The organism is Clavibacter sepedonicus (genome assembly GCF_000069225.1).
GTDB lineage: Bacteria > Actinomycetota > Actinomycetes > Actinomycetales > Microbacteriaceae > Clavibacter > Clavibacter sepedonicus.
Genome location: NC_010407.1, coordinates 2,975,676 through 2,990,443 on the forward strand (window position 1 = coordinate 2,975,676; position 14,768 = coordinate 2,990,443).

Annotated in this window: 15 protein-coding genes; 8 read left to right on the top strand and 7 right to left on the bottom strand. The window is 74.1% G+C overall.

What is annotated here, in order from left to right:
* Window positions 1-124: 124 nt before the first annotated feature.
* Together CMS_RS13910 and CMS_RS13915 are read right to left on the bottom strand one after the other, a co-directional pair.
* A complete protein-coding gene (locus CMS_RS13910) occupies window positions 125-781 on the bottom strand; it encodes a hypothetical protein (protein ID WP_041464725.1) in 657 nt (218 codons plus the stop codon).
* A 72-nt stretch (window positions 782-853) separates the two neighbouring features.
* On the bottom strand, window positions 854-2,419 hold the full coding sequence (locus tag CMS_RS13915) for a glycoside hydrolase family 68 protein (protein WP_012300051.1): 1,566 nt from the start codon (window positions 2,417-2,419) through the stop codon (window positions 854-856).
* A gap of 266 nt (window positions 2,420-2,685) precedes the next feature.
* Here CMS_RS13915 and CMS_RS13920 point away from each other — a divergent pair, with 266 nt between their 5' ends.
* On the top strand, window positions 2,686-4,326 hold the full coding sequence (locus tag CMS_RS13920) for a glycoside hydrolase family 32 protein (protein WP_041465086.1): 1,641 nt from the start codon (window positions 2,686-2,688) through the stop codon (window positions 4,324-4,326).
* A 31-nt stretch (window positions 4,327-4,357) separates the two neighbouring features.
* On the opposite strand, the gene CMS_RS13925 is transcribed toward CMS_RS13920, so the two are convergent.
* The 3 genes from CMS_RS13925 to CMS_RS13935 form a co-directional block, all read right to left on the bottom strand.
* Complete coding sequence (locus CMS_RS13925; RefSeq protein ID WP_012300053.1) at window positions 4,358-4,825, bottom strand: MarR family winged helix-turn-helix transcriptional regulator; 468 nt, start codon at window positions 4,823-4,825, stop codon at window positions 4,358-4,360.
* A 66-nt stretch (window positions 4,826-4,891) separates the two neighbouring features.
* Complete coding sequence (locus tag CMS_RS13930; protein WP_041464726.1) at window positions 4,892-5,359, bottom strand: VOC family protein; 468 nt, start codon at window positions 5,357-5,359, stop codon at window positions 4,892-4,894.
* A gap of 98 nt (window positions 5,360-5,457) precedes the next feature.
* Window positions 5,458-6,411, bottom strand: coding sequence for an aldose 1-epimerase family protein (locus tag CMS_RS13935; RefSeq protein WP_041464727.1), 954 nt, complete (start codon window positions 6,409-6,411; stop codon window positions 5,458-5,460).
* A gap of 75 nt (window positions 6,412-6,486) precedes the next feature.
* Between CMS_RS13935 and CMS_RS13940 the strand changes: the two genes are divergently transcribed.
* Window positions 6,487-7,287 (top strand): DsbA family protein, encoded by an 801-nt coding sequence (locus tag CMS_RS13940; RefSeq protein ID WP_041464728.1) that lies wholly within the window; start codon window positions 6,487-6,489, stop codon window positions 7,285-7,287.
* Window positions 7,288-7,351: 64 nt separating this feature from the next.
* Here CMS_RS13940 and CMS_RS13945 read toward each other — a convergent pair whose 3' ends face one another.
* Entirely contained in the window at window positions 7,352-8,317 is a 966-nt protein-coding gene (locus tag CMS_RS13945; RefSeq protein ID WP_049791954.1) for a DNA-3-methyladenine glycosylase family protein, read from the bottom strand.
* A gap of 112 nt (window positions 8,318-8,429) precedes the next feature.
* Between CMS_RS13945 and CMS_RS13950 the strand changes: the two genes are divergently transcribed.
* Entirely contained in the window at window positions 8,430-9,599 is a 1,170-nt protein-coding gene (locus CMS_RS13950; protein ID WP_041464729.1) for an ATP-binding protein, read from the top strand.
* Window positions 9,600-9,638: 39 nt separating this feature from the next.
* Here the strand turns inward: CMS_RS13950 and CMS_RS13955 are convergent, their stop codons facing one another.
* Complete coding sequence (locus tag CMS_RS13955) at window positions 9,639-10,346, bottom strand: nucleoside/nucleotide kinase family protein (RefSeq protein ID WP_012300059.1); 708 nt, start codon at window positions 10,344-10,346, stop codon at window positions 9,639-9,641.
* 38 nt (window positions 10,347-10,384) lie between these two features.
* Here CMS_RS13955 and CMS_RS13960 point away from each other — a divergent pair, with 38 nt between their 5' ends.
* The 5 genes from CMS_RS13960 to CMS_RS13980 all read left to right on the top strand — a co-directional run bounded on the left by CMS_RS13960 (window position 10,385) and on the right by CMS_RS13980 (window position 14,656).
* The gene (locus CMS_RS13960) at window positions 10,385-11,410 is read left to right on the top strand and encodes a 6-phosphofructokinase (RefSeq protein WP_041464730.1); all 1,026 of its coding nucleotides are present in this window, start codon (window positions 10,385-10,387) and stop codon (window positions 11,408-11,410) included.
* Between the two features lie 65 nt (window positions 11,411-11,475).
* A complete protein-coding gene (locus CMS_RS13965; RefSeq protein WP_012300061.1) occupies window positions 11,476-12,501 on the top strand; it encodes an acrylyl-CoA reductase family protein in 1,026 nt (341 codons plus the stop codon).
* Between the two features lie 93 nt (window positions 12,502-12,594).
* A complete protein-coding gene (locus CMS_RS13970; RefSeq protein WP_012300062.1) occupies window positions 12,595-12,987 on the top strand; it encodes a DUF1304 domain-containing protein in 393 nt (130 codons plus the stop codon).
* 78 nt (window positions 12,988-13,065) lie between these two features.
* The gene (locus CMS_RS13975; protein WP_041464731.1) at window positions 13,066-13,725 is read left to right on the top strand and encodes a biliverdin-producing heme oxygenase; all 660 of its coding nucleotides are present in this window, start codon (window positions 13,066-13,068) and stop codon (window positions 13,723-13,725) included.
* A gap of 109 nt (window positions 13,726-13,834) precedes the next feature.
* Complete coding sequence (locus CMS_RS13980) at window positions 13,835-14,656, top strand: DNA/RNA non-specific endonuclease (protein WP_041464732.1); 822 nt, start codon at window positions 13,835-13,837, stop codon at window positions 14,654-14,656.
* Window positions 14,657-14,768 lie beyond the last annotated feature (112 nt).

Below are 14,768 nucleotides of genomic sequence, written 5' to 3' on the forward strand. Positions count from 1 at the left end.
CGGCGGTGCCGGCGTCCGGTGAGGGAAGGTGAGGGGCGGGCGATGCGCGGGGCATCGCGTCCGCGGCGCGAGCGGGCTCGCGTGGTGGGCCGGGATCCGCGGGTCGCGGGATCCGGCCGGCGCGTCAGGCTGCGGCGAGCGCGCGGGCGCGCGGCGGGCCGCGGTGCCGCAGGCGGCCGAGCCGGGCGCAGCGGTCGCGCAGCGCCAGCGGCGCGCGGACAGCCCGGGCGAGCGCGGTGTCGCGCCGCCCCTCGGGCCGGAGGAACGGGATCGCGAGGGCGAGCACGACCCGGAGGCCGGTGGCCTGGACGAGCGCGCGGATGGCCGCCTCGCCGTGCCGCAGCGCGAGCACGGTGACGACGAGGGCGGCGCCGTGCGAGAGGAGCATGCCGGGGGCGATCGCGCCGCCTGCGCCCGAGGGGACGGCGTCGAGGCCCGGGATCGCCAGCGCCGACGCGCCGTGCCCCATGCCCGCGTGCGGATCCGCCGCGACGGACGCCCCGGTCGCGTCGCCCGCCGCCGTGAACAGGCCGTGGAAGAGGAGCTGGCTGACGCCCACCGCGGCGACGAGGCGCCACAGCGCGGTGCGCGTGCCGGCGAGCGCGATGGCCGCGAGCGACGCGAGCGCGAGCCCGAACGCCACGACGCCCCACGCGGGAGCGGCCCCGCCGCCGGCCTCGTGGAAGAGGGCGGCCACGAACGTGGCGGTGGTGGATGCGGCGAGCCCCCGGATCACGCGCTGGACGCGCGGCGGGATCGGGTTCGGGGACGGGGCGGGCATCGACAGCGAGTGTAGAGGAGCGGCCCGGGAGGACGCGGCGACGGCGGAGGGGCCGCCGTCGCCGCGCCTCGCCTACTGCGGCGGGTGCGCCGGGTCGAACGCGCGGGTCGTCGGGATGTCGGCGTACCCGCCGAGCCCTCCCTTGCCGTAGCCCCGGTCGAGCTCGGAGGTGTCGCCGTCGAACTCGAGCCTCACCGTCGGCCCGAGCGTCCCGCCACGGCGGAAGGACTCCTTCGAGCCGACGGCGTCGATGAACGACTCCACCAGCCCGCCCGGGAGGATGTAGCTCGAGTACGCCTGGAACGCGCCCGGCGTCTGGTTGTAGTCGGGCGCGTACGCGGTGCCGCCCGCGTAGTTCAGGTTCGTCGGGTTGCCGAGCACGAGGCCGGATCCGCCGTTCATCGGCTTGTAGTCGCTCCGCAGGCCGTTGCCCACGAAGCCGTACACGCCCTCGGGGCCGTCGATGCCGTTGGCGAACGTGGACCGATGGCTGATCGTGAACAGGTAGTGCTTGCCGTTCTCGATCATCACCTCGGGCCGCTCGGTCTGGTCGGTCACGCACGCCGACTCGAGCAGCGGATCGAGGTAGTGCCACTTCGTGAGGTCCGCGTCGTCCGCGACCGCGAGGCCGATGGACGCCATCTGGTAGTTCGCACCGCTCGCGGTCACCTCCTTCGGGTCCTCCGCCGCGGGGTCGCCCTTCCGGTAGCCGAGGTCGGCCGCATCGCACCGCTGCTCGCCGCGCTTCCCGGCGACGTTGGCCTCGAACACCATGTAGGTCTTGCCCGGGTGGTCCGGATCCGTGAACGTGAACGGGTCGCGGAAGTTGGTGGACCAGTTCTGCTCGTTGGTCTGGTACTTCTGCCCGTCGGGGCGCAGCAGCGGGGTCACCGTCTCGAAGCCCTTCAGCGCGACCGCGCCGTCGACCTTCTCGACGCGCCCCTGGCTGAGCGAGATGACCGGGTCCGCGGGCTTCACGTCCTGGCCCTTCGCGTCGCGGTAGAACGCGACGTCGGTGAAGAACAGCTTGACCGTGCCGTCGGCCATGATCCGCGCGGATCCCGACCACTCGGCCTGCTGCGAGAACGACTGGTCGGGGAAGATCCCGTCCGTCACGCCGTCCTCGAACACGTTCCCCTGGTAGGTCCAGCCGCCGTTCTCCGGGCGCTGCTCCGCCGGGATCCCGGTGGGCCGCGTGAAGTAGCCGATCTTGGCGTACGTGTGCCGGTCGTCGAACGACAGGGTGCGCGGGGCCGTGAGCGCGAAGATCACGTCGTAGCCGTCGACGCTGTAGGTCTGGCCCGACGAGTCCGTCAGGGGCCAGGTGTCCCAGACGTAGGCCTGGTCGGTCATGGACGGGAAGTCCTGCGGCACCTGCGGCATGGTCAGCGCCTCCGGCATGGAGTTCTGCCGGGGCGCCGCGGTCGGATCGGACAGCTTGGCGATCTGCTTGGCGTCCGCGCGGGTCCAGTGGGCCGTGAAGTCGTCCTCCGGCGCGTACGCCTCCTGCGTGTGGACGGTAGGCCGCGGTGGCGTCGTGCCTGCGGCCTGGGCGGATCCGCCGGCGAGCAGCGCGGACGCCACCACCAGGGTCGCCGCGGCGGACGCGGACAGCCCGCGCCTGATTCTCTTGGTCACCTGTTCTCACTCTCGTTCTCGTGTCGATGAGTCCGATCGCGTCGCGCGGTGCACGCTCCCCCGGTCGGGGAGCCTAGGGGGTGGCGGGGGCGTGGCGCGCCCCCGGACGGGGTCGGCGACGAATCCCGGGCGTGTCTCCCGTTCGGGGTGGACACGGCCCCGTCGAGCCGGTACCGTCGCTGATCGGTCGTGCGGCGGTGCATGCTCTCCCGCTCCGCTCCGCCACCCGTCTGCCCCCGATCGCCCACCGCGAGGAGACCGACGACATGACCGCATCCCCGTCGCGCCCGCCCGCCGCCGGGCCGGCGCGACGCGTGCGCGACCGGGTCCGGCTGCTCGCCCGCCGCCACCCCCGCGCCCTCATCGTGATCGTCGCGATCCTCCTGGTCGCCGCCCTCGTCGTCGCCGTGCGCGGCATCACGGGCGCCGACCGCGGGCCCGTGACGCCCCCGCCGCCCGCGCCCCGCGCCGCCGACGGCGGCATCCACATCCGCCCGTCCGGCGAGTTCATGAACGACCCGCAGCGGCCCTTCCTGCTCGACGGCGTCTGGCACGCGTACGCGCTCGTCAACGCCGACCACCCGGGCGGCAACGGATCCTCGTGGCGGCACTACACGTCGGCTGACATGGTCACGTGGCACGACGAGGGCGTCGCGATCGACAAGTACGACACCCCGCTCGGCGACGCCGAGACCGGCAGCGTCGTGGTCGACACCGCGAACACGTCCGGCCTCGGCGCCGGCACGGTGATCGCGATCCTCACGCAGCAGTCCGACGGCGTGCAGCGGCAGTCCCTCTACTACTCCACCGACGGCGGCTACCGCTTCGCGCCCTACGCGCGGAACCCCGTGATGGACAACCCGGGCGGCCCCGACTTCCGCGACCCGAAGGTCGTGTGGGACGGCGCGCACGGGCGTTGGAGCATGGCGCTCGCGGAGGGCCGGCGCATCGGCTTCTACACGTCGCCCGACCTCATCCACTGGACCTACCGCTCCGACTTCGCGCGCGACGACCTCGGCACGATGGAGACCCCGGACGTGTTCCCCATCGCGAGCGCGGACGAGCCCGACCGCGTCCGCTGGGTGCTCGGGGTCGGCGCGAACGGCGCCGCCCAGGGCCGCGGCACGGGCTACGCGTACTGGGTCGGCGACTTCGACGGCGAGCGCTTCACGACCGACGACGACACCCCGCGCTGGCTCGACCAGGGCGCCGACCTCTACGCGGCGGTCACCTGGGCGGATCCGGCCGACGGCACCGCCCCCACCCGCCGCTACGCGATGGGCTGGACGAGCAGCTGGGACTACGCGGACCGGCTGCCGCTCCGGGACGGCGGCGCGGGCGGCGGCCAGTCGCTCGTGCGGGAGCTGCGGCTGGTGCCCGACGGCGACGGCTGGGCCCTCCGCTCGACCCCCCTCGACGCGCTGGCCGGGCGCGAGGGCGACGCCCGTCCCATCCCGGACGCGCGCGTCGACTCCGACGCGCCGCTGGCCGACGCCCCCGACGGCCCCTCCCGCCTCCGCCTCACGCTCACGCCCGACCCGGCGGATCCCGCGCGCGAGACCCGCGTGCGGCTCGCCTCCCCCGAGGGCGGCACCGTCACGGTCGGCTTCGACGCGGCCAGGCGGCAGGCGTTCGTCGTACGCGACGACGACCCGGACGGGCTCATGCCGGACGCCTACGACCGGGTGTCGACCGCGCCGCTGCCCGACGCGGCGGCCGGGGATCCGGTCACGCTCGACCTCGTCCTCGACGACCGCACGCTCGAGGCCTTCGTCGACGGCGACGCCGCCGTCCTCACGAGCGCGACGGTCGGGACGCTCGCCGGCGCGGGCCTCTCCGTGGAGGCCGTCGACGGCGCGACGCGCCTGACCGACGCGAGCTGGACCGCGTTCGACGTCGGCCGCTGAGGAACCCGTCGCGGCGGCCGCCCGGCCCGGATCAGGCGGCGGCCTCGTCGTCCGGATCCGCGAGCGCACCCGTGAGCCGCCCCACCACGTCGTCGAGCGCGTCGCGCAGCGCCTCGAGCTCGGCGACGGTCATGCCGGTGCGCGCGGCCGCCTGCGCGGGCACGTCGAGCGCCCGCTCGCGGAGCTCACGGCCGGCTGCGGTGAGGGAGACCACGACGATCCGCTCGTCCGCGGAGCTCCTGGCCCGGTCGACGAACCCGGCGGCCTGCAGCCGCTTGAGCAGCGGCGTCAGCGTCGCGGGCTCGAGCTGCAGGGTGGATCCGAGGCCCGAGACCGAGCGGTCGTCGCGCTCCCACAGCGCCAGCATCACGAGGTACTGCGTGTGCGTCAGCCCGAGCGGCTCGAGGATCGGCCGGTACACGGCCACCACGGTGCGTGCCGCGACCACCGCCTGGAAGCAGACCTGGCTCTCGAGTGCCAGGGGATCCGTCGTCGTCATCGCGTCCTCCTCGACCGGTGTCGTGCCCTGTTCGGCACTGGGGGAAATGTTACGCAGGCGCGGGCATCAGCCCGCGACGACGAGCTCCACGTTGATGTCGTCCGGGTCATGCACGGAGAGGATCGACATGCCCGTGGGGAAGTCGATGACCTCGCCGTGGGAGATGCCGCGCTCCGCGAAGAGCGCCGCGGCGCGCACGAGGTCGTCGCGCGAGCCGACCTGCAGGCTCACGTGGTCGAGGCCGCGGGCCGCGGGGTCGAACGCGGCGCCGTCGGACGCGACCCCGCCATCGGCGATGGGGCGGAGGCCGAGCAGCTGCGAGCCGACGCCGTAGATGACGCCGCCGAAGTACTGGGCAGGATCCTCGCGCACGGCCGCGTCGCTCGGGTCGCTCTCGCTCTCGATGGCGGGGGTGAGGCCCAGCACGCCCTCGTAGAAGGCACGCGAGCGGGCCAGATCGGTGACGGAGAGGCGCACGTGGTGCACGCCGGTGATGGAGTCGAGAGCTGCGGTGGTCGCGCTGGTGTCGGTCATGCTCCGACGCTAGGACGGTCCGCGCCAGGCGTCCCGGATCGCTTCGGTTTCCGACCACGGCTCCCGGCGGGCAGCCGGACGGTCGCCGCTGGACGGGGTCAGTCGTGCAGGTCGATGCCCCAGGTGCCGGACCACTCGGATCCGGGCTCGAGAGTGATGAGGCCGTCGCCCGAGTTGAAGGCGTCGGCCGGTGCCGTCATCGGCTCCACCGCGACCGCCCACACGTGCCCGTCGGCGACGGGGTACCAGGGCGTGACGAAGACCTGCCAGTAGGTGAACTCGCCGTCGGCCCAGATCTCGGTGCGCCGGCCGTCGGGGGCCTGGACGCCGTGGCGCGTGACGCCGTCGACCACGCGGGCATCGGCCCACGCGTCGTCGAGCTGCGCGTCGCGCACGCGCACGCCCTGGCGCAGGTCGTAGCGCGTGCCGTCGACCGGCGTCTGCGCGCCGGTGGGGTTGAGGCGCACGGGATCCACCTCGATGTGGGTGGGCGCGTCGATGACGACCTCGAGGTCCTCGGTGGGCACGTCGCCCACGCGGAGGAAGGGGTGCGTCCCCACGGCGACGGGCGCGTCGGCGTCGCCGACGTTGCGGATCACGTGCGTGACGCGGACACCGGAGCCCGTGAGCTCGTACCGCACGCTCGTCTCGAGGGCGAAGGGGTAGCCGCGCTGCGGGTGGACGTCGGCGGCCAGCGTGATCGACACGTCGTGGCGCTCCACGAGGCGGTACGGGGAGTGCAGGAGCAGCCCGTGGATCGCGTTCTCGCGGTCGACCTCGGTGATGTCGAGCTGGTGCGTGACGCCGCCGTGCTCCCAGACGCCGTCGCGGATCCGGTTGGGCCAGGGCGCGAGCACGATCCCGCTGCAGAAGGGGGGCCGGGCGTGGTCCGGGTAGGACTGCACGAGGTCGGTGCCGTCGACCTGGAGGACGCGGAGCGCGGCCCCGACCTCGGCGATCACGATGCGCTGGGAGCGGCCGTCCACCTCCGCGGTGAGCTCGTGCTGCTGGCCGGTGGGGAGGCGGGGTACGTACGTCACGTCGTCGGGCACTCGCCGAGCCTATCCATACGAGGCGCTGTGGCGCCTCCCAGGAGCGCGGCCATGCGGATCCCTAGGATCGTCGGCATGGCCCGGCACGAGAACGAGAAGGTACGCGCGATCCGCGAGAAGGCACGCATCGAGAGGGCCCTCGACGACCGGCGCCGCAAGCGCCGCCGCCTCATCACCCAGTTCTCCGTCGCGGGCGGCCTCGTCATCGTCATCGCGGCCATCGCCGGCGGCGTCTACCTCCTCGGGCAGTCCCAGGCGGCGAGCGCCGCGGGCCCCGTCCAGGACACGACCGCCGCGCTGTCCACGGGCGACCAGGTGCGCATCGCGACCGAGCCCACCGGCGTGAGCGTCGGGGCGGCCGACGCCCCCGTCACCATGGACGTCTTCGAGGACTACTCGTGCCCCCACTGCGCGCAGTACGAGGCCGAGACCGGCCCCCTGCTCGACCGGATCGCCGCCACCGGCCAGGTGCGCATCGTCTACCACCCCATCCAGATCGTCACGAAGTACGGGGTCGTCGCGGGCAGCGCCGCCGCGTGCGTGCTGGCCGAGGAGCCCGACAAGTGGCCGGCCGTGCACTCGGCCCTGTTCGACAACCACTCCACCATCACCGACTCGTGGACCCACGCCGACTTCGTCACCTGGCTCACCACCCAGGGCGTCACGGCGGACGCGGCGCGCACCTGCGTGGCCGAGGGCAGGTACTCGTCGTGGATCACGAGCAACACCTCCGACGCGACCTCCGCCGGCGTCACGGGCACCCCGACGCTGCGGATCCAGGGCGACATCGTGACCACCGTCGCCGGGCAGGACCTCGTGGACGCGCTCACGAAGGCCGGCGCGGATCTGCCCCAGGGCATCGCGGCCGACAGCTGATCCGACGGGCGGCCGTCGGCCGCTCGTCGCCCAGTGCGCCTGGTGACCCGGTGCGCGCGATGGCTCAGTGCGCGCGATGGTCCTGCACCGTCATCCGCGGGCCGAAGCGCGGCTTCCGGAACCCGCTCGCCTCGATGAGGCGCATCACCCGCTGACGGTGCCCGCGCCACGGCTCGAGCAGCTCCAGCATCCCGTCGTCGTCGACCGGGTGGCCGACGAGCGCCCACCCGACCATGTCGTGCACGTGGTAGTCGCCGACGCTCACGGAGTCCGGATCCCCGTGGGCGCGCTGCGTGGTCTCCGCCGCCGTCCAGATCCCGACGCCCGGGATCGACCGCAGCCGCCGGGTGATCTCCTCGCTCCCCCGCCCGAGCGCCAGCGTCCGCTCCAGGCCCGCCGCCGACGTCGCCACGGCGATGAGCGTGCGCGACCGCTTCGGATCCACGCCCGCGCGGTGCCACTCCCACGACGGGATGAGCCGCCAGCGCTCGGGCGACGGCAGCACGCGCATGCCCGCGGGCACGGGGCCGGGCGCGGGCTCGCCGTGCGCGAGGATCAGCTGCCGCCACGCCCGCCGGGCCTCGAGCCCCGTGACCTTCTGCTCGAGCACCGCGGACGCCATCGCCTCGAAGACGTGGTTCGTGCGCATGAGACGGAGCGCGGGCAGCCGTCGGCGCGCGTCGCGGAGGAGCGGATGCGCGGAGACGTCGAGGCCGGACCAGTCGTCGCCCTCGCCGAGGAGCTCGGGCACGCCGTCGACGACCCACTCGGCCCCGGGGCCCCAGGCGCGCGCGTCGACGCCGCCGTCGGGCCGCGGATCCAGCCGCAGCGACGCGTTCCCGAGCGGCGTGCGGGCCGTGCGCCAGACGCCGACGCGGCGGGAGCCGGGCGGGGCCGGATCCCAGCGGCAGGTCGGATCCACGACCCCGCGGAACAGCGGGCGCAGCACGAGCCGCAGGTCGACCTCGCGGTCGGGCACGTAGGTCGTGCGCGCGTCGGGTGCCGTCACCTCCGCGCCGCCCTGGTCCATCCCCTCAGGCTACGCACGGCCGCCGACGGCCGGCCCCGGACGAGGGCTACCGATGTATGGCGAGGTATAGCATTCCGCTAGTCAGCCCCATACATCACTAGTCGAGGTGCGAATGGACCCGGTCACCAATCCCTACGTCCCCGGCGCAGGTCGCAAGCCCGCGGCCCTCGTCGGCCGCGATCGACCGATGGAGCGCTGGGGCATCGCTCTCGCCCGTCTCGAGCGCGGCACGGGCGCGCAGCCGGTCGTCCTGTACGGCCTGCGTGGGGTGGGCAAGACGGTGCTCCTCTCCGAGTACCGACGGCAGGCGGTGCGACGCGACTGGATCGTCGCGCAGGTGGAGGCCGGAGCCGATCGGTCCCTCCGCGAAGCCCTGGGAGAGGCGCTCCACGGTCCCCTGACCGATGCCGCCCGGCCGTCGGCGGGAAGCCGCCTCCTGAAGGCGCTGAAGACGGCGCTCTCCTTCCGCGCGTCCTACGACTCGTCGGGCACGTGGAACTTCGGGCTCGACCTCTCCGGCGTCGCGGGAGGCGGGGCGGATACGGGAGCGCTCGAGACCGACCTGCGCAAGCTCGTGCACGACATCGCGGACGGCGCGGCGGAGGACGGCGTCGGACTCGCGATCCTCATCGACGAGGCGCAGGACCTCTCCTCGGAGGAGACCACCGCGATGTGCGCCATCGCACACGCGGCCGCCCAGGATGGCTGGGCCGTCGTCTTCGCCTTCGCAGGCCTGCCCAGCCTGCCGCGCGTCCTCGCCGAGGCGAAGTCCTATGCGGAGCGGTTCGACTACGAGCGGATCGAGGCCCTCGATGACGAGGGGGCGCTCGCTGCGCTGACGCAGCCGGCCGCGGGCGAGGGCGTGCGCTGGGCCGACGAGGCCGCGGCCTTGATCGCGCGGGAGAGCGGCGGATACCCCTACTTCCTCCAACAGCTGGGCCAGGACACCTGGAACGCGGCCGAGGGAGAGGCCATCGACCTCGTGTCGGCGCGGGTCGGAGCGGCCACGGGCAGAGCGTCGCTCGACACCGGGTTCTTCCGCGCGCGGTGGGATCGAGCGACCCGCGCCGAGCAGGACTACCTCCGGGCGCTGGCTGTGGACGGCGACTCCGGGAGCGCGTCAGGGGAGGTCGCCGCTCGTCTCGGACGACCGGTCAGGAGCTTCGGCCCCGTCCGGGCGAGCCTCATCGCGAAGGGGCTCGTCTACGCGCCGGAGCACGGGATGGTGGCCTTCACGGTGCCGGGCATGGGGGCGTTCATCGAGCGGCAGCACGTCACGTGAGTCGCACCATCGAGCTCTGATCCGCGTCCGCGCGCGGCGCTACGCGTCGGCCGCGTCGCGCACCGTCGCGGCGGTGCCGTCCACCACGAGGTCGGCGCGGCCGCGGGTCCCCTCGATGAGGCGCGCGTTGACGCCGTCGACGTCGCGGGCCCACGCCGCGGCGGCGCTCGGCGCCCGCCCGCCGGCCGTGTGCCGCTCGACGAGCCGCGCGAACCGCTCGTCGCCCGGCGTCGCACAGAACCAGGCCTCGTCGAACTCCGCGCGGAGCAGCGCCCAGGGGCCGTCGTCGACGAGCAGGTAGTTGCCCTCGACCACGACGAGGCGGATGCCGGGATCCACCGCGACGGCGCCCGCGACGCCCTCGTCGACGGCCCGGTCGAACGACGGCGCGTACACCGCGTGGTCCGTCTCCGCGCGGATCCGCCGCACCAGCGCCAGCACGCCCCAGCCGTCGAACGTGTCGATCGCGCCCTTGCGGTCGTGGCGCCCCAGCCGGTCGAGCGTGGCGTTGGCGAGGTGGAAGCCGTCCATGGGCACGTACGCCGCGGTGCCGTGGCCCGCCATCGCGTCGACCCGTGCCACGAGCGCCCGCGCGAGGGTCGTCTTGCCTGCGCCGGGGCTGCCCGCGATGGCCAGGATCGCCCGCGCGCCCTCGCGCACGAGGCCGTGGGCGCGACGCGCGAGGCGGTCGAGGTCGCCCGTCTCGGGGGACGCGGGTCGCGAGCGGCCGTCGGGGGCGGGATCCATTCACCCAGTCTCGCGGACGCGTGCCCCATGATGGACGTGTGCGCATAGGAATCCTCACCTCAGGCGGAGACTGCCCCGGACTCAACGCGGTCATCCGCGGGGCGGTGCTCAAGGGAACGACCATCCACAAGCAGGAGTTCGTCGGCTTCCGCGACGGCTGGCGGGGCGTCGTCGACGGCGACGTCATGCCGCTCGCGCGCCGCGACATCCAGGGCATCGGCAAGCAGGGCGGCACGATCCTCGGCACCAGCCGCACGAACCCGTTCGAGGGCGACGGCGGCGTGGAGCGGATCCAGGAGAACCTCGACCGCCTCGGCATCGACGCGATCCTCGCCATCGGCGGCGAGGGCACGCTCGCGGCCGCGAAGCGCCTCACCGACGCGGGCCTCAAGATCGTCGGCGTCCCGAAGACGGTCGACAACGACCTCGACGCGACCGACTACACGTTCGGCTTCGACACCGCGGTGCAGATCGCGACCGACGCCATGGACCGCCTCCGCACGACGGGCGACTCCCACAGCCGCTGCATGGTGGCCGAGGTCATGGGCCGCCACGTCGGCTGGATCGCGCTGCACTCCGGCATGGCCGCGGGCGCGCACGCGATCCTCATCCCCGAGCAGAAGACGAGCATGGACGAGATCATCGGATGGGTCCGCTCGGCCTACGATCGCGGGCGCGCGCCGCTCGTCGTCGTCGCGGAGGGCTTCATCCCCGAGCACGCGTCCGACGCGCACGGCGAGCGCGGGCTCGACGCCTTCGGCCGCCCGCGGCTCGGCGGCATCGGCGAGCAGATCGCGCCCATCATCGAGGAGCGCACGGGCATCGAGACCCGCGCCACGACCCTCGGCCACATCCAGCGCGGCGGCACCCCGTCGTCGTACGACCGCGTGCTCGCGACGCGCCTCGGCCTCGCCGCGGTCGACAGCGTGCGCGACGGCCACTGGGGCCGCATGGTCGCGCTCCGCGGCACCGACATCGTGCACGTCGGCTTCGAGGAGGCGCTCCGCCGCCTGAAGACCGTGCCGCAGCACCGCTACGACGAGGCCGCGATCCTCTTCGGCTGATCCTCGGCAGACCCCGGCGGCCGCCCTCGCTCGCGTCGCCCGACCACCCCGGGTAGCGTGACGGCATGACGTACCGCGCGCTCGTGGCCGAGCAGACCGTCGCCGACGACGGCACGACAGGCATCGAGGTCGCGCTGCGCGACCTCCCCGACGAGCAGGCGACGGGCGGCGCCGCCGGCCCCGGCGACGGCGAGGTCGTGCTCGACGTCCTCTTCTCCAGCGTCAACTACAAGGACGGCATGCTGCTCGGCGGCCGGCCCGGCATCGCGCGCACCAGCCCGCTCGTCGCCGGCATCGACGCGGTGGGCACGGTCGCGGCGAGCGGATCCGACGCCTTCTCCCCCGGCGACCTGGTCGTCCTCAACGGCGCCGGCCTCGGCGAGAGCCGCGACGGCGGGCTCGCCGAGCGCGTGCGCGTGCCCGCCGATGCGCTCGTGCGCGTGCCCGACGGGATCACCGCCGCCCGCGCCGCCGCCATCGGCACCGCGGGCTTCACGGCGATGCTCTCGGTGCTCGCGCTCGAGCGCGGCGGCGTGGAGCCAGGGTCCGGCGACGTGCTCGTCACGGGCGCGGGCGGCGGGGTCGGATCCGTCGCCGTCGCGATCCTCGCCCGCCTCGGCCACCGCGTGGTCGCGTCGACCGGACGCGTCGACGAGCTCGGCGACCGGCTGCGCGCGCTCGGCGCCGCCGACGTGATCGACCGCTCCGAGCTCGGCGAGCCGGGGAAGCCGCTGCAGCGCATCCGCTGGGCGGGCGCGGTCGACAGCGTCGGCAGCGCGACCCTCGTCAACGTGCTCGCCCAGACCCGCTGGGGCGGCGTCGTCACCGCGGCCGGCCTCGCGCAGGGCCCCGACCTGCCGGGCACCGTGCTCCCCTTCATCCTCCGGGCCGTCACGCTCGCGGGCATCAACTCCGTCGAGGCGCCGGCCGCACTGCGCCAGGAGGCGTGGGCGCGGCTCGCGACCGACCTCGACCCCGCGCTCCTCGACTCCATCACCACGACCGTGCCGCTCGACGGCGCGATCGCGGCGGGCGAGCGGATCCTCGCCGGCGCGTCGAGCGGACGCGTCGTGGTCGACGTCCGCGCCTAGCACCCGCCGCCCGGGCCCGCCGCCGCGCGCCGCCGGCCGCGCCCCGCGCTACCCTTGGCGCGACGCGGCACGGAGCCGCCGGAGTGAGGGATCATGACCGCAGTAGCCGCCACCGGGACCATCTTCGTCGCACTCGCGGCCCTGCTCCACGTCTTCTTCTTCCTCCTCGAGAGCGTCTTCTTCGAGCGGCCCTTCGCCTGGAAGCGCTTCGGCGTGGCCGACCAGGAGAAGGCCCTCATCATCAAGCCGTGGGCCTACAACCAGGGCTTCTACAACCTGTTCCTCGCGCTCGGCGCCGGGCTCGGGCTGATCCTCTACTTCGTCGGCAACGTCCCCGCCGGCCTCACGCTCGTGCTGTTCACGACCGCGTGCATGGTGCTGACGTCGATCATCATCGCGAGCACGGGCAAGAAGTACCTCATCCCCGCGCTGATCCAGGGCGTGCCGCCGCTGCTCGGCCTCGTCTTCTTCGCCGCCGCCTCCTGATCCGTCGGCGGCCGGCCGCGATGCCGGCCGCCGCGCTCTTCCGGAGCACCGGCGGATGAGGTTAGGCTCACCTACATCATGACCGTCGTCTCCCTCACCGAGGCCCTCCGCGACCGAGCACGACCGCGCGCCGAGTCGACCGACGCGGACGAGTTCATGACCGCGCTCGTCACGGGCCGCGGCTGCCGTGACGACTACGTCGCCCTCGTCGCGCAGCACTACTTCATCTACCGCGCCATCGAGCAGGCGACCGAGCGCATGGCGGCGGATCCCGTCGCCGCGCGCTTCATCAGCACCCGCCTCACGCGCCTCCCCGCGATCGAGGCCGACCTCGACTTCCTCGTCGGGCCGGACTGGCGAGACATCGTGCGGCCGCTCGCGAGCACCGCCGCGTACGTCGAGCGGATCGAGCAGGTCGCCTCGGTCTGGGTCGGCGGCTTCATCGCGCACCACTACACGCGCTACCTCGGCGACCTGTCCGGCGGCCGCCTCCTCCGTTCGCTCCTGCAGCGGCAGTTCGGCTTCGACACGAACGGCGTCGGCCTGTACCTCTTCGCGGAGATCGCCGAGCCGCGCCGGTTCTGCAGCACCTACCGCGAGGCGCTCGACCAGGCGCCGTGGGACGACGACGAGCGCGCCCGCGTCGTGGCCGAGGTCGAGAACGCGTACCGGCTCACCACGGACGTCTTCGCGGAGCTCGCGCGCGGACGCGCCACGGCTCCCCTGAGCCTGGCCTGATCCGACGCGTCCCGCCGTCCGCCCGCTCCGGTCGCCGGTCGTCTGCCGGCCCCGGGGCGTCCATCCGCCCGCCCGACCGCGTGTCCGGGGCCGGGCATAGGCTCCGGTCATGGACGGCTACGACCTCGACTTCCTCCCCATCCCCCTTCCGCTGCCCGAGGCCCCGGCCGACGCGCAGCCGGTGCGGCTCGACTACCTGCACTTCACGGTGCTCATGGACACGGACCGCCGGCTCGCCGCGCTCACGGCCGTGAACATCGACGGCGCGCGCCTCGTGGACGTGGAGCGCTCCGACGACTGGCACCTGGATCCGCGCCTGCCCGAGGAGCAGCAGTGCGGCCCCGAGCTGTACGCGCGCAACGACATCGACCGCGGGCACCTGGTGCGGCGGCGGGATCCCGTGTGGGGCGACATCGCCGAGGCCGCGCGCGCGAGCGCCGACACCTTCGTCTACACGAACGCGGCTCCGCAGGCGGCGGAGTTCAACCAGTCCAAGGAGCTGTGGCTCGGCCTCGAGGACTACGTGCTCGAGAACGCCGACCTCGGCGACCGGCGCATGACGGTGCTCACCGGCCCCGTCTTCTCGGACGACGACCCGGTGTACCGGGGCGTGCGGATCCCGCTGATGTTCTGGAAGATCGCCGCCTGGGCCTCGGGCGACCGGCTCGCGACCACGGCCTACCTGCTCGACCAGGCTCCGGAGCTCGGGGACCTCGACCGGCAGTCGGCCACCGCGGACGCGCCCGAGCTCGGGCCGTACCGCACCTATCAGGTGGCGGTGGCGGAGATCGGCGCGCTCACGGGCTACGACGTGGCGCAGCTCGCGGCGGCCGACCGGCTCGGCGTCCCAGCGACGGCACGTCCCGGCACGCCCGAGGACGGCCGCGACGGCTGGGTCGAGCTGGAGCGGTTCGCGGCGATCACGCTGTGACAGCGCGGCGCCTCGGCTCGGCCCACGAGGGGGCGGGCAGCGTGTGCAAGGTTCCTCCGCGCGGTCGGGGCCGACTGGCATGCTCACCGCAGCAGCCGCCCGTCTCCGAACG

What these genes read in the sequence shown, in the direction of transcription:
- CMS_RS13950 (WP_041464729.1), top strand. Translation starts at nt 8,430, where the DNA reads ATGGACCCGGTCACCAATCCCTACGTCCCCGGCGCAGGTCGCAAGCCC.
- CMS_RS13940 (WP_041464728.1), top strand. Translation starts at nt 6,487, where the DNA reads ATGGCCCGGCACGAGAACGAGAAGGTACGCGCGATCCGCGAGAAGGCA.
- CMS_RS13930 (WP_041464726.1), bottom strand. Translation starts at nt 5,359, where the DNA reads ATGACCGACACCAGCGCGACCACCGCAGCTCTCGACTCCATCACCGGC.
- CMS_RS13920 (WP_041465086.1), top strand. Translation starts at nt 2,686, where the DNA reads ATGACCGCATCCCCGTCGCGCCCGCCCGCCGCCGGGCCGGCGCGACGC.
- CMS_RS13910 (WP_041464725.1), bottom strand. Translation starts at nt 781, where the DNA reads ATGCCCGCCCCGTCCCCGAACCCGATCCCGCCGCGCGTCCAGCGCGTG.
- CMS_RS13955 (WP_012300059.1), bottom strand. Translation starts at nt 10,346, where the DNA reads ATGGATCCCGCCCCCGACGGCCGCTCGCGACCCGCGTCCCCCGAGACG.
- CMS_RS13925 (WP_012300053.1), bottom strand. Translation starts at nt 4,825, where the DNA reads ATGACGACGACGGATCCCCTGGCACTCGAGAGCCAGGTCTGCTTCCAG.
- CMS_RS13965 (WP_012300061.1), top strand. Translation starts at nt 11,476, where the DNA reads ATGACGTACCGCGCGCTCGTGGCCGAGCAGACCGTCGCCGACGACGGC.
- CMS_RS13975 (WP_041464731.1), top strand. Translation starts at nt 13,066, where the DNA reads ATGACCGTCGTCTCCCTCACCGAGGCCCTCCGCGACCGAGCACGACCG.
- CMS_RS13945 (WP_049791954.1), bottom strand. Translation starts at nt 8,317, where the DNA reads ATGGACCAGGGCGGCGCGGAGGTGACGGCACCCGACGCGCGCACGACC.
- CMS_RS13970 (WP_012300062.1), top strand. Translation starts at nt 12,595, where the DNA reads ATGACCGCAGTAGCCGCCACCGGGACCATCTTCGTCGCACTCGCGGCC.
- CMS_RS13980 (WP_041464732.1), top strand. Translation starts at nt 13,835, where the DNA reads ATGGACGGCTACGACCTCGACTTCCTCCCCATCCCCCTTCCGCTGCCC.